The organism is Solimonas marina (assembly GCF_012241385.1).
Taxonomy (GTDB): domain Bacteria; phylum Pseudomonadota; class Gammaproteobacteria; order Nevskiales; family Nevskiaceae; genus Solimonas; species Solimonas marina.
In genome coordinates, this window is sequence record NZ_JAAVXB010000001.1 from 361,110 (window position 1) to 374,668 (window position 13,559).

Annotated in this window: 10 protein-coding genes; all 10 read right to left on the reverse strand. The window is 65.3% G+C overall.

The features are described from left to right. Positions 1–9 precede the first annotated feature (9 nt). On the reverse strand, positions 10–3,105 hold the full coding sequence (locus G7Y82_RS01585) for a type I restriction endonuclease subunit R (protein WP_168146237.1): 3,096 nt from the start codon (positions 3,103–3,105) through the stop codon (positions 10–12). 468 nt (positions 3,106–3,573) lie between these two features. After that, complete coding sequence (locus tag G7Y82_RS01590) at positions 3,574–5,181, reverse strand: acyl-CoA carboxylase subunit beta (protein ID WP_168146238.1); 1,608 nt, start codon at positions 5,179–5,181, stop codon at positions 3,574–3,576. Between the two features lie 109 nt (positions 5,182–5,290). After that, positions 5,291–5,788, reverse strand: coding sequence for an acyl-CoA carboxylase biotin carboxyl carrier protein subunit (locus G7Y82_RS01595; RefSeq protein WP_168146239.1), 498 nt, complete (start codon positions 5,786–5,788; stop codon positions 5,291–5,293). Between the two features lie 179 nt (positions 5,789–5,967). Continuing rightward, positions 5,968–7,485 carry an acetyl-CoA carboxylase biotin carboxylase subunit gene (locus tag G7Y82_RS01600; protein WP_168146240.1) on the reverse strand — a complete coding sequence of 506 codons (1,518 nt, stop codon included), beginning with the start codon at positions 7,483–7,485 and terminating at the stop codon, positions 5,968–5,970. After that, positions 7,482–8,210 carry a TetR/AcrR family transcriptional regulator gene (locus tag G7Y82_RS01605; protein WP_168146241.1) on the reverse strand — a complete coding sequence of 243 codons (729 nt, stop codon included), beginning with the start codon at positions 8,208–8,210 and terminating at the stop codon, positions 7,482–7,484. The genes G7Y82_RS01600 and G7Y82_RS01605 overlap by 4 nt, the downstream gene beginning before the upstream one ends. Then, positions 8,207–9,982: an acyclic terpene utilization AtuA family protein gene (locus G7Y82_RS01610; RefSeq protein WP_168146242.1), complete on the reverse strand. Its 1,776-nt coding sequence runs from the start codon at positions 9,980–9,982 to the stop codon at positions 8,207–8,209. The genes G7Y82_RS01605 and G7Y82_RS01610 overlap by 4 nt, the downstream gene beginning before the upstream one ends. Before the next feature lie 81 nt (positions 9,983–10,063). Then, positions 10,064–10,855: an enoyl-CoA hydratase-related protein gene (locus G7Y82_RS01615; RefSeq protein ID WP_168146243.1), complete on the reverse strand. Its 792-nt coding sequence runs from the start codon at positions 10,853–10,855 to the stop codon at positions 10,064–10,066. 144 nt (positions 10,856–10,999) lie between these two features. Then, positions 11,000–12,139, reverse strand: a complete 1,140-nt coding sequence (locus G7Y82_RS01620) for a hybrid sensor histidine kinase/response regulator (protein ID WP_206370213.1) — start codon at positions 12,137–12,139, stop codon at positions 11,000–11,002. Beyond that, the gene (locus tag G7Y82_RS01625) at positions 12,136–12,732 is read right to left on the reverse strand and encodes a chemotaxis protein CheB (RefSeq protein WP_168146244.1); all 597 of its coding nucleotides are present in this window, start codon (positions 12,730–12,732) and stop codon (positions 12,136–12,138) included. The genes G7Y82_RS01620 and G7Y82_RS01625 overlap by 4 nt, the downstream gene beginning before the upstream one ends. Continuing rightward, positions 12,729–13,553 carry a CheR family methyltransferase gene (locus G7Y82_RS01630; protein ID WP_168146245.1) on the reverse strand — a complete coding sequence of 275 codons (825 nt, stop codon included), beginning with the start codon at positions 13,551–13,553 and terminating at the stop codon, positions 12,729–12,731. The genes G7Y82_RS01625 and G7Y82_RS01630 overlap by 4 nt, the downstream gene beginning before the upstream one ends. Between the last annotated feature and the right edge of the window lie 6 nt (positions 13,554–13,559).

Below are 13,559 nucleotides of genomic sequence, written 5' to 3' on the forward strand. Positions count from 1 at the left end.
CCAGGGGCTTCATGATTCGTAGGCACTCAAGCCCGAAATCTCCCGCCCCGCCGCCCGCTTCTTCAGCACCGGCACCAGCGCATCCATCAGCGCCAGTTCCTTCACGCGCCGCTCGCGCCAGCCGAGACCCAGCGGCGCCATCAGCTCGGTGAGCTGTTCGCCGTCGAAGACCATGCGCTGCAGGATGGCATCGGTGAACGCCTGCAACCGCTCGGGTGCGAGGCCGTGCTGTTCCGCAATGTCGGCCAGCTCAGCACTGAGGCGCTGCGTCTTGAAGCGCTGGTAGCCGTCGCGGATTTCCTTCTCGGAGAGGCCCGTGCCTCTGCTGAGGCAGCGCACGTAGTCAGCCATCAGTTCGCGCTCGTCCATCATGTTGGCGTTGGCAGCAATCAGGCCGATGATCTGGTCGGTGTTCATCGTCTGCTTGCCCGGCATCTTCGAGGAGAAGTTTGCCAGCAGCTTCATGATGTAGTCGTAGTCGATGACGGCGGAGGCGAACAGCACGAACTCGAAGTCGAGTTGGTCGATGATGGCCGAGTTGCCGGCGGGGGCGCCGCTCTTGCCCTGGCGCTCCTTGAGGTCTTGCGCGGTGGCGAGGTAGGCGCCGCGGTAGGCGTTGAGGTCGTCGCGCGGCAGGAGCTTGTCGACTTCCGTCTTCAGCTCGGGCTTGAGGTCGGTGTACTGGTCGAGCTGGGTCTTGAGACGCTGCACCTCGCGGAAGCGCTCGATGAACATCGCGCGGGCGTCGTCGCCCTTGAGGGCGGGCACGCTCTCCGGCTTGGGCGGCAGGTCCTGCGATTCCATGAACGTGCCGAGTTTGGCGAGCGCTTCCTTCAGCTTGTCCACCACGGTGGGCGCGGGGTCGACCAGCCAGATTTCCCGTGCCTTGTTGTCGCTCTTCACTCCAGAGAACAGGGTGATGGCGTCGTCGACTGATTTTTGTTGCGCGCGGAAGTCCAGAATCTGGCCGTGCGGCTTGGTGGCGTTGAGCACGCGATTGGTACGCGAAAACGCCTGGATGAGGCCGTGGTGCTTGAGGTTCTTGTCCACGTACAGGGTGTTGAGGTACTTGGAGTCGAAGCCGGTGAGCAGCATGTCCACGACGATGGTGATGTCGATCTTCTCTTCGCCCTTGCGTGGCAGATCGGCATTGGGGAACTGCTGGTCCTTGATGCGCTTCTGCACGTCCTGGTAATAGAGATCGAACTCGCCGAGTTTATGGTTACTGCCATAGCGAGCGTTGTAGTCGGCGATGATGTTCTTGAGCGCGCCCTTCTTTATGTCCGGCTCGACTTCATTGTCCGCCTTCTCCTGCGGCAGGTCTTCCTGAATCTGCCTGACATCCGCATTGCCTTCTGCCGGCGGGGAGAACACGCAGGCGATCTTCAGCGGCACGAAGGCGGGGTCTGCGGCCTTGTGCTCGGCCTGGACCGTGTCGAACAGGCTGTAGTACTCGATGGCGTCGTTGATCGACGCGGTGGCGAAGAGGGCATTGAAGCGACGCTGGCTGGTGGCGGCGTCGTGCTTGTCCAGAATGGCGTCGACGATGGCGCGCTTGGCAATGCTTGCCGGGAGCGCCGACGTCCCCGTCGGCTTCGGTGTCGAAGATGCCGGCGAGGACGCCGGCGTTCCCAGAAAATAGTCCACGTGGAAGCGCAGGACGTTCTTGTCCTCGATGGCGTGGGTGATGGTGTAGGCGTGCAGCTCGCGCTGGAACAGATCTTCGGTGGTGCGTAGTGAAGCCTGGTCGCCCGTGATCTGCTGGCGTGAGGCGTTGGCGTCGAAGATCGGCGTGCCGGTGAAGCCGAACAGTTGGGCCTTGGGGAAGAAATCCCTGATGGCCTGATGGTTCTCGCCGAATTGCGAGCGGTGGCATTCGTCGAAAATGAAGACGATGCGCTTATCGGCGAGCGGCGCGAGCAGTTCCTTGTAGGTCCGCTTGTTCTGGCTGGCGCGCTGCTGGTTGCGCTTGCTGTCTTCGTCCAGCGCCAGGCCGAGCTTCTGGATGGTGGTGACGATAACCTTGTCGGCCTTCTCATCGGACAGCAGGCGGCGGACCAGCGTTGCGGTGTTGGTGTTCTCCTCGACGCAGCCTTCCTGAAACTTGTTGAATTCCTCACGCGTCTGCCGGTCCAAGTCCTTGCGGTCCACGACGAACAGACATTTGTCGATCTGTTCGTTCTCCTTGAGCAGGGTGGAAGCCTTGAAGGACGTGAGCGTTTTGCCGCTGCCGGTGGTGTGCCAGATGTAGCCATTGCCGTTGTTCTGTTCGATGCAGTCGACGATGGCCTGCACGGCATAGATCTGGTACGGCCGCATCATCAGCAGCTTTTGCTCGCTCTGGATCAGCACCATGTAGCGGCTGATCATGCGGCCCAGCTCGCACTTCTGCAGGAAGCAGTCGGCGAAGTCGTCGAGGTGGCTGACGGGCTTGTTGTCGCGGTCTGCCCAGCGGTAGACGGGCAAAAAGCGCTCGTCTGCATTGAAGCTGAAATGCCGGGCGTTGTTGTTGGCGAAGTAGATGGTGTCCGTGCGGTTGCTGACGACGAACAGCTGCACGAAGCACAGCAGCGTACGGGTGTAGCCGTTGCCCGGATCGTTCTTGTACTCGACGATCTGCTCCATGGCCCGGCGCGGGTTGACGCTCAGGGTCTTGAGTTCGATCTGCACCACCGGCATGCCATTGATCAGCAGCAGCACGTCGTAGCGGTGGTGGCTGTAGTCGGTGTTGATGCGCAGCTGATGGACGACCTCGAAGTCGTTCTTGCACCAGTCCTTGATGTTGACGAGGGTGTAGCTCAGCGGGGTGCCGTCGTCGCGGGAGAAGTCGTTCTTCTCGCGCAGGACGCGGGCGGCGGTGAAGACGTCCGGGATCGTCAACTCTTCGAGCAGGCGCTGGAATTCCGAATCGGTGAGGCGGACGCGGTTGAGGGCTTCGAATTTCTGACGGAAATTGGCCTCCAGGCCAGCGCGGTCACGGATGTCGGAGCGGTCCGTGTATTTCAGGTCTCGGAGCTTCTCGACCAGGGCCGCCTCGATGTCCTGCTCCTTGACGAAAAGAGGCCGAGGAGCCTGTGCTTGCTGATAGGTGGTCTCGGTGGACATCGGAGGAGTAGAAACTCGTGCGTTCGCTCGGGATGTGGCGAGTATAAACGCGCTCTATCGCGCTGGACCTTATGCGGTCCGCCCCTGTCCGTTAAAAAGCGCGCGTGCTCGGGCGTTCGATCCGCTCCACCCGGCCCCGAGCCTGGCGCTGGCGTCAGCGCGGCGAGCCAGCCCGCCCAGTCGCCGGGCGTACGGACGTAACTCAGGAGGTCGTAATACTCCGGGAGATCGGCCTCTTCCAGCAGTCCGGTCAGCTCTCCATTGAAGACGAACGGCGGCTGCGCAGGGACACAAAGGACCGATATGACGCGTCGGCCACTTAGCGGGTGACATAGCGACCCTGTCGGCCTGCCTCCACTGTGGCCCTCCCTCTCTTTACATGAGCGACGATATTGCCGCCTTGTAAAGAGTTTGACGGCGAAGTCTTCACAAGAGCCTGCCGTTGCCCGCCTTGTAAAGCCTTGCCGGCTACATCCGGAACACCCCGTAACGCGGATCGCCGATCGGCGTGTTGAGCGCGGCGGACAGCGAGATGCCGAGCGCGTTGCGGGTGTCGACCGGATCGAGGATGCCGTCGTCCCAGATTTCCGATGTGCTCCAGTAGGCGCTCTGCTTGCGCTTGAACTCGCCGAGCACCGGATCGCGGATGGCGTCGATGTCGGCCTGGCTCAGCTCCTTGCCCTGCTTGCGCAGCTGGCGGATCTTGACGTCGGCGAGCGTGTTCGCGGCCTGCTCGGCGCCCATCACGCTGATCTGCGACTGTGGCCAACTGAACAGAAAGCGCGAGTCGAACGCGCGGCCGCTCATGCCGTAGTTGCCGGCGCCGAACGAGCCGTGGCACATGACCGTGAACTTCGGCACCTCGCAGTTGGACACGGCCATGATCATCTTGGCGCCGTCCTTGGTGATGCCGCGCCGCTCGTACTCGCGGCCGACCATGAAGCCGGTGATGTTCTGCAAAAAAACGATCGGCGTGCGGCCCTGATTGCACAGCTCGATGAAGTGCGCGCCCTTGAGCGCGCTGTCGTTGAACAGCACGCCGTTGTTGGCGAGGATGCCGACCTTGTAGCCCCACAGATGCGCATAGCCGCAGATCAGCGTCTTGCCGTAGTTCGGCTGGTATTCGTGGAAGCGCGAGCCGTCGACCAGCCGGGCGATGACCTCGTGCATGTCGAACTGCGCCTTGATGTCGCGCGGCAGCACGCCGTACAGCTCGGACGGATCGTAGTGCGGCGCTTCCGGCGGCTGCCATTCGATGTGGCTTTTCTGCGGACGCTTGAACTGCGCGACGATGTCGCGCGCGATGGCGATCGCCTCTTCCTCGCTGCCGGCCGGATAGTCGGCGGTGCCGGACACCGAAGTGTGCATGTCGCAGCCGCCGAGTTCGTCGACCGAGACGTCCTCGCCGGTCGCCGCCTTGACCAGCGGCGGGCCGGCGAGAAAGATCGCGCCGGTGCCGCGGACAATGACGTTGTAGTCGGAAAGACCCGGCACGTAGGCGCCGCCGGCCGTGCAGTGGCCGAGCACCACCGAGACCTGCTGCACGCCCATCTTCGACAGCATGCATTGATTGCGGAAGATGCGGCCGGCGAAATACTTGTCGGCGAACAGCTCGGCCTGCTCGGGCAGGAAGCCGCCGGCCGAATCGCAGAGATGCACGACCGGCAGGCGGTTCTCGATGGCGATGTCGAGCGCGCGCACGGTCTTCTTCACCGTCAGCGGATACCAGGCGCCGCCCTTGACCGACGCATCGCCGGCATTGATGACGACCTCGCGGCCGGAAACGATGCCGATGCCGGTCACACAGGCCGCGCCCGGCACCTCGCCGTCATAGCGCTCGTTGGCGGCCAGCGACGAGAACTCCAGAAACGGCGTACCCGGATCGAGCAGCAGCTTCAGGCGCTCGCGCACGAGGAGTTTGTTCTGCTGGCGCAGGCGGTCGATGTCGCGCTGCGGCCGCGTGTGGCGGACCTTGTCCTGCTTGTCGCGGAATTCGGCGGCGAGCCGGCGGTTGTGCTCGGCATTGGCCTGGAAGTCGGCCGACGCGGTGTTGAGCTTCGATTCGATTCTTTTCATTTCTGTACGTCCTGTACCCGCCGGCGCCGTCCCTGGCGCCGACTTTCAAATGGATGACGGTCGCGATTCATGGTTCGACTGCGGTCGCGGAAGGCGGGCTGCGTCCGCCCTACGCCTGCGGCTCCAGACTCAGCAACAGCGCATCGCGGTCGAAGGTCTGGCCTTTTTCGTAGCTGACGTCGGCGATGACGCCATCGCGTGGCGCGGCGATGGTCGTTTCCATCTTCATGCTCTCCATCACCAGCAGCGTCTGCCCCTTGGTGACGGCGTCGCCGGCCTTGGCCATCACCGCGACGATACTGCCCGGCATCGGCGCAGTGATGCGGTCTTCGGCACTGCCGCCGGCCTGCGCCGCGAGTCGGTCGAGCGGATGCTGGTAGCGCAACTGATAAGCCTCGCCGTCGACGTGGACATAGACGTCGTCGCCGTGCGTGGCGACGACGACCTCGACACGGCGGCCGGCCACCGTCAGAAACGTGCGGCCGTCGGCGGCGGTCGACAGGACGACATCGACGGCGTGGTCGCCGCGATGCAGGCGGTAGGCCGAGTCGCTGCGTGACAGCGCAACGTTGTACTCGGCGTCACCGAGCTTGAAGGCGTGTTGCATGATCAGACTCCCAGGAGCGAGTGCATCGTCAACGACCGTTCCCTCGATACACGACTATGCCGCACTCGGGACAGGCCCCTCGATACACGGCTACGCGGCATTCGGGACGAGCCCCTCGATACACCGCGCTGCGCGCGGCACTCGGGGCGAACGGCAGGGAAGCGCATCGCTCGCATGTTTCAGTTCAGCCAGCCGCCGATCGCGGCATGCAGGTCCGGTACGGCGTCGGCGATGTCGCGCATCGGCCGCGTCGACAAGGCGGCGGCCCCGAGCAGCGCGTCGAGCGTCGACTCCGGCAACTCGGGCTCGGCGGCGATCTGAGGATTGGCATCGAGAAAGCCGGTATGCACATCGCCGGCGACGAACGCCGGATGCGCGAGCAGGCGGCGCAGGAACGCGGTATTGGTCTTGCAGCCGAGCAGCACGGTGTCGCGCAGCGCGCGCTCGGCCTTGGCGATCGCCGCATCGCGATCGGCGCCGTGCACGATCAGCTTGGCGATCATCGGGTCGAACGCCGAGGTCACCTCGCCGCCCTGCAGGATGCCGCTGTCCCAGCGCACGCCGTCGCCCTGCGGCGGCTGCAGCACCAGCACCGGGCCGGTGGTCGGCGTATAGCCGCGCGCCGCATCCTCGGCGTAGATGCGCAGCTCGATCGCATGGCCGCTGGACGTCACCGCGTCCTGCGTATAACCGAGCGCTTCACCGGCAGCGACGCGCAGTTGCTCGTGGACCAGGTCGATGCCGGTGATTTCCTCGGTGACCGGATGCTCGACCTGCAGACGCGTATTCATCTCCAGGAAGAAAAATTCTCCCCCCTGGCCGAAGATGAACTCGACGGTGCCGGCGTTGCGATAGCCCAGCGAGCGGGCGATGCCGGCCGCGGTCTCGCAGATCTTCTCGCGCAGCGCCGCGTCCAGCGCCGGCGACGGCGTTTCCTCGACGATCTTCTGGAAGCGACGCTGCACCGAGCATTCGCGCTCGAAGACGTGCACGACATTGCCCTGCCCGTCGCCGAGCACCTGCACTTCGATGTGTCGCGGATTCTCGATGTAGCGCTCGCAATACAAACGACCATCGCCGAAATAGCGCTGACCTTCCGAACGACCGCGTTCGATTTCCGCTTCGAGCAGCGCCAGATCGCGAACGATGCGCATGCCCTTGCCGCCGCCGCCGGCGCTGGGCTTGATCAACAGCGGCGCGCCGACCGCGCGCGAACGTTCGACGAAGGTGGCCGGATCGTCGTCCTCGATCGCGCTCGGCGCGACCGGAAAGCCGGCCTGCTCGACGAAGTTGCGCGCCCGTACCTTGTCGCCCATCAGGTCGATCTGCTGCGGCGTCGGGCCGATGAAGCGGATGCCGGCGGCCTCGACCGCCTCGCAGAAGCCCTTGTTCTCGGACAGAAAGCCATAGCCGGGATGAATGGCACCGGCCCCACAGCTTTTTGCTGCGGCGATGATCTGCGCGCCGTCGAGATAGCTCGCGACCGGCGTCGAACCGGTGATCTCGATCGCCCAGTCGGCCATCTGCACGGCGGCCGTGCCGCGGTCGGCGGCGTGGTAAACGACGGCGCCCTTGAGGCCAAGCTTCTGTACGGTGCGCAGCACGCGCACGGCAATCTCGCCGCGGTTGGCAACGAGAACGGTGTCGAACGGCCAGCGGCCAGCATCGGCCGCGGTTCGGATGATCGGTGCGCTCATGCGCTGTTTCTCCTGCGGGAAGCCTGTTGCAGATGGGCGTCGAGACGCGCCGCCAGCTCGCTGAGGCGGCGCACATCGAGACGTTCTTCGTGCCCGGCGATGCCGTCGCAGACGATCTGCGTGATCTGCGTCGCGACGCTGTCGATGTCGAGCGTGACGCGGCGCGCGCCGCGGATGCCGGCGCGACGGATGTAATGCCAGCTGTGATGTTCGATCGCGCCGTAGACCAGATCGCGCAGCAGCGGCGCGGACACATCGCGACGAAATTCGCCGCTGGCTTGTCCGGCTTCGATGACGTCGACGAGGAATTGCGTGTAGCGGCGGTTCATCGCATGCAACGGACTGCCGCGGTAATCGCCGGCGCCGTTGATCTCGCGGAACATCAGCCGGCACAGCAGGGGCTCGTCGCGGATCGAGCGCAGGTGGCGCCAGATCAACAACTGAAGGCGCGCCCGCGCACCGTCGATCGCCGCCAGCTCACGCGCGTAGTCGCCGAACATCTGCTCGTACCACGCGGCCAGCACCTTCAGCAGCAGCTCGCGCTTGCTCGCGAAATACTTGTAGACCGTGCCTTCGACAACGCCGAGCTGCGCCGCGATTTCGGCGACGGCGGTCTGCTCGTACCCCTGCTCGCTGAAGCGCTGGCGCGCGACGGCGAGGATCGCCACGACGCGCTCGTCGCGCGTCATGCGCGTTGCCGGCACGCGGGCGACGGCACGACTCACGGCGCCGCAACCTCCAGTGCCGTCGGCACCTGCAGCGGGAAGTCCATCAAGACCTGCGCCAGCATCTTGCCCTGCGGGTCGTAGCGCAGGCTGGCGGTGCCGCCGCCGCCGAGTGCGCGCTGCATCAGGAAGTTGAAACCGTGCAGGCCGGGCATCTCGTAGCGCTCGACCTCGCCTTCGACGAAGTGCGCGAAGTAGCGCTTCACCGCATCGGCCGTCAGCTGCGCGCGCAGGATCTCGACGTATTCGGGCTTGCGCGCGAGCACGCCGATGTTCGCCGCATCGCCCTTGTCACCGGAGCGGCCGTAGGCCAGCGCGATTAGCGGTACGTCGCGCGTCGGCCCCGCCAGCGCTTGCGCGACCACCGAGGCCGTCGTGTCTGGTGGCGACAGCGGAGCGCCCATCGCCGCGGCCGGCAACGCGTACTCACGACCCTCGACTTCGATGCGCACCGCCGATTTGGGCACCAGACACGAGAACAGCCGCACCATCGGCGTCGGTGTCGGCCGGCCGCCGGCAAAGCCGGTAATGCCCTGCGCCATCGCCGTCGCCGGCGGAATGAATTCGCGGCCGAAGATCTCGAGCGCCGCCTTGTCGGCATGCTGTACGGCGATCTTCAGCACCACCTCGCGGGTATCGCGACGGCGCGCATGAGCGCCCCAGTTGGCTTCGCTGCCGAGCACCTCGACATCGCTGCGTGTGTAGTCGGCCAGGCCACGCTCGGCAAACAGACGCCGCGTACGCTTGAGGATCGCAGCGGCCACGGCCTCCGCCTTGGCCACCGCATCGACGCCGCCGATCATCATCGTCGCCGTCGTGCGGAAGCCGTCCTGATAGGTCGCGGAGACCTTGTAGTGATCGCTCGGTGCAGCGCCCTTGGCGCCGCGCACCTCGACGAGATCGTCAGCGACCGGCGTCAACGTCACGTCGCGCCAGTCGCAGCTGACGTCCGGCAGCAGATACGCGCCCGGATCGCCGATCTCGTAGACGATCTGTTCGGCCACCGATGCCGGCGACACGCGCCCGCCTGTACCGGCCGGTTTGGTGATGGCGACGCCGCCGTCGGCGCGGCAGATCGCAATCGGAAAACCCATACGGTCCCAGTCGTCGGCCATCGTCTGCCAGTCGGTGACGATGCCGCCGGTGGCCTGCGCACCGCATTCGATGATGTGGCCGGCGAGACTGCCGGCCGAGAGCCGGTCGTAATCGTCGGCCCGCCAGCCGAATTCGTGGATCAGCGGACCGAGCACCAGCGCCGAATCGACGCAGCGGCCGGTGAGCACGATGTCGGCACCACCCGCAAGCGCTTCGGCGATCGGAAACGCACCGAGGTAGGCGTTCATGCTCCACAGCCTGGCCGGCATCGCCGCACCGCTGAACATCTCCGGCACGTCAGCGAATTCGGCAGCGCGCGGCAGCAGGTCGTCGCCGGTGACGATGGCAATCTTCAGCTCGATGCCCAGCGCTTTGAGCTTGTCCGCGATCGCCGCCTTGCAGGCAGCCGGGTTGACGCCACCGGCATTGGTGACGACCTTGATGCCCTGCGCCTTCAGCTGAGGAGCGAGCGCCGCGACCACCGACGGGAAGTCCGTCGCATAGCCGGCGTTCGGGTCCTTGGCGCGCGCCTTGGCGAGCAGCGACATGGTGATCTCGGCCAGGTAGTCGAGCACCAGATAGTCGAGTTCGCCGGACGCGACGAGCTGCTTCGGGCCTTCGGCCGTGTCGCCCCAGAAGCCGGCGCCGCAGCCGATGCGGATTTCATCTTTTTTCATGCGGAATCCCGATGTCGGGGCGTGGCTCGATACACCGCTGCGCGGCACTCGCCATGAACGGTTCGGAAACGCATCACGGACTCAGTTGCCGGTGAAATCCGGCTTGCGCTTCTCCTGGAACGCCGCCATGCCTTCCTTGGCGTCCTGCGTCGACGACATCACCGGCACCATCGCCTGCGCGTACTCCAGCGCCTCGCGCAGACCCATGTCGCGCATTGCGTTGAACGCCTGCTTGCCGAGCCGCAGCGCGGTCGGGCTCTTGTCGGTGATGCGCGCCAGCAGCCAGTCGAGCTTGGCGTCGAGTTCGGCGCGCGGCACGACGTAGTTGAGCACGCCCCACTCCAGCGCTTCGGCGGCGCTGAACTGCTCGCCGGTGATGCACATTTCCTGCAGTCGCCGCGCCGGCAGCACACGCAGCATGTACGGCAGGATCATCATCGGCGTGACGCCGATCCTGGCCTCGGTGGTGCCGATGCGGATGTCGTCGGCGGCAACGGCCAGATCGCAGGCGCAGAGCAGGCCGAAGCCGCCGGCCATGACATGACCGTTGACGCGTGCAATGACCGGCAGCGTGCATTCCTGCAGCCGCTTGAACAGGTCGACGATGTAGTGTTTCGGCCGCGCGTAGTCGACGGCGAACGCGAAGCCCTGCGTGCCCTTGGCCAGATCGGCGCCGGCGCAGAACGCCTTGTCGCCGACGCCGGTGATGACGATCGCGCGCGTTTCGCCGTCGCGCGTCGCCGCGTCGATCGCCTGATCGATGGTGCGCACGACACCTTCATTGAGCGCGTTACGACGCGCTTCACGGTTCAACGTGATCCAGCAGACGGCGCCGCGGCGCTCCACCAGCACGGGATTTTCGGCCTCGGCCATGCGTGCTCCTGCGTTGCACTCACTCCGCGCGATTCTTCGCGCCGGAGCCGGTGCATGTGGTCGGGAGCCGCAAGTCTGGGACAGCCTTGGTGAGTCGACCTCACCCGTTCGAGCGAGGCCGCCGGCGGTAGCCTCGCTCGGCGTTTAAAGCTTGATGACGCCGACCACGCGACGCGGCAGACGGATGTGGAAGGCGGTCCCTTCGCTGCCGGTGACGACATCGACCTCACCGTCGTGTGCGCGCACGATCTGATGGACGATGTAGAGCCCGAGGCCCAGGCCCTGGTTACGGCCGGGTTGGCGCTGACCGCCACGGAACGGATCGAACAGATGCGCGAGCGTATCGTCGCTGATACGTCCACCATTGCTGACGACAAGACGCACTTCGGCATCGTGCGTGCCGTCGAGCGACAACTCGACGTCACCGCTGCTGTCGCCGTGCTGCAGCGCGTTGCCGAGCAGATTCGAGGCAATCTGCGCCACGCGATCCGGATCCCAGTCGCCGTGCAGATCGCCGACCGCCGACTCGACGATGGCCCGGCCCGGGTACATGGCCTGATGTTCCTGCACGACACGGCGCATCAGCGGCCCCAGATCGACCGACTCGCGGCGCAGCGGAATGCCGCCGGCGAGACGCGCACGTGCCAGATCGAGCATGTCCTCGATCATGCGCTGCATGCGCCGGCTGCTGCCGAGGATGCGTTGCGCTGCCTGGACCACGGCCTCCTCTTCGGTGACGCGTTCGAGCAGCGTGGTCAGCGTCATCACCGAATTGAGCGGATTGCGCAGGTCATGGCCGAGTACGGCGATGAACATTTCGTTGAGGCGCAGCGTCTCGGTGCGCTCGTGCAACTCCTGTGCGATCTGCTGCTTCTGCCGGTACAGCTGAAAGAACACGCCGGCCTTGTTGCGCAGGATGTACGGATCGACCGGTTTGTAGAGGAAGTCGACGGCGCCGGTTTCGTAGCCCTTGAACAAGCGGTGCTGGTCGCGCGCACCGGCGGTGACGAAGATGATCGGCACCTGCCGCGTGCGCTCGCTACCGCGCATCAGCTCGGCAAGCTCGAAGCCGTCCATGTCCGGCATCTGCACGTCGACCATCGCCAGCGCGACGTCATGGCGCAGCAGCACCTCGAGTGCTTCAGCGCCGGAGCGCGCCTGCAACACTTCGACGTCCTCGCTACGCAGCAGCGCCGACATCGCCAACAGGTTTTCGTCGAGATCGTCGACGAGCAGGCACTTCACGCGGTGCCATTGCGGTTTCGGCGGTAGCGGCGGGTTCACGGCCGGTCTCCGGGATTCAAAGTACGCAACAGGGTGGCAATACCGTCGAGCGGCAGCGCCTGGGCATCGGGCACCCGCTGCAACGCTGACGCAGGCATCAGCGATGTCTGCGCCGTCTCCGGCTGCTGGACCACGGCCATTCCCCCCACGCGACGGATCGCTTCGAGACCGGCGGCACCGTCGCTGTTGCCGCCAGTCAGGATGATACCCATCAGGTGGGTGCCATAAACATCCGCTGCCGATTCGAACAGGACGTCGACCGACGGACGCGAGAAATTCACCAAGGCATCGGCCGACAGCGACAGCTGCGGACCCTCGTCGACCAACAGGTGATAGTCGGGTGGCGCGAAGGCAATCGTGCCGGGCATCACCGGCTCCTTGTCGACCGCCTCGATCACCGGCACCGCGCATTTCTGCGTGAAGATGTCGGCGAGCAGGCTGGGCCGCTCGCGCGGCAGATGCACGACGACCAGCACTGCCGCACGAAAGCCGGGGAGCAGCACCGGCAGCAGCACCGAGAGCGCCTCGATCCCGCCGGCCGAAGCGCCGATCACCACCGCGTCGATACGCGCACTCGCGCCGGCCGTTCTCATGCGGCACGCTTCTGGAAGATGCGATCTTCGCGCGCAACCTCATCGAACGCGTCGGCGCTGGCCGTGAAGCGCAGCGACTCCTTGGCCCCGATGCCGAGAAACCCCTTGCGGCACAGCGATTCGCGAAACAGGTCAACGGCGCGATCCTGCAGCTCGCGATTGAAATAGATCAGTACATTGCGGCACGACACCAACTGCACTTCAGCGAAGACGCTATCGGTCGCCAGGCTGTGATCGGAGAACACGATGTGCCGCCGCAGCGACTTGTCGAACACCGCATGGCCGTAGCGCGCGGTGTAGTAGTCGGACAGCGAGCTACGCGCGCCGGAGCGTTTGTGGTTGTCGGAGAAGCCGGCGATGCGCTCGACTTCGTAGACGCCGGCTTCGGCGCGCTGCAGCGCGCCGGGATTGATGTCGGTGGCGTAGATCAACGAGCGATCCAGCAAACCTTCTTCGCGCAGCAGGATCGCCAGCGAATAGACCTCCTCGCCGGCGCTGCAGCCCGCCACCCAGATCTTCAACGACGGGTAGGTGCGCAGCAGCGGCACGACTTTCTCCCGTAGCGCGAGGAAATAGCCGGGGTCGCGGAACATATCGCTGACCTGCACCGTCAGAAAATCGAGCAGTGCCGGAAACGCCCCCGGCTCGTGCAGCAGGCGATCCTGCAGCTGCGACAGCGTGCGGCAGCCAAAACGCACCATCGCCGCGGTCATGCGCCGCTTCATCGACGCGCCGGCGTAGCCACGAAAGTCGTAGTGGTACTTCAGATAGATCGCGTCGATCAGCAGGCGCAGCTCGATATCGAAGTCACGGTCCGACATGGCCTG

What these genes read in the sequence shown, in the direction of transcription:
- G7Y82_RS01600 (WP_168146240.1), bottom strand. Translation starts at nt 7,485, where the DNA reads ATGAGCGCACCGATCATCCGAACCGCGGCCGATGCTGGCCGCTGGCCG.
- G7Y82_RS01610 (WP_168146242.1), bottom strand. Translation starts at nt 9,982, where the DNA reads ATGAAAAAAGATGAAATCCGCATCGGCTGCGGCGCCGGCTTCTGGGGC.
- G7Y82_RS01625 (WP_168146244.1), bottom strand. Translation starts at nt 12,732, where the DNA reads ATGAGAACGGCCGGCGCGAGTGCGCGTATCGACGCGGTGGTGATCGGC.
- G7Y82_RS01590 (WP_168146238.1), bottom strand. Translation starts at nt 5,181, where the DNA reads ATGAAAAGAATCGAATCGAAGCTCAACACCGCGTCGGCCGACTTCCAG.
- G7Y82_RS01630 (WP_168146245.1), bottom strand. Translation starts at nt 13,553, where the DNA reads ATGTCGGACCGTGACTTCGATATCGAGCTGCGCCTGCTGATCGACGCG.
- G7Y82_RS01585 (WP_168146237.1), bottom strand. Translation starts at nt 3,105, where the DNA reads ATGTCCACCGAGACCACCTATCAGCAAGCACAGGCTCCTCGGCCTCTT.
- G7Y82_RS01615 (WP_168146243.1), bottom strand. Translation starts at nt 10,855, where the DNA reads ATGGCCGAGGCCGAAAATCCCGTGCTGGTGGAGCGCCGCGGCGCCGTC.
- G7Y82_RS01595 (WP_168146239.1), bottom strand. Translation starts at nt 5,788, where the DNA reads ATGCAACACGCCTTCAAGCTCGGTGACGCCGAGTACAACGTTGCGCTG.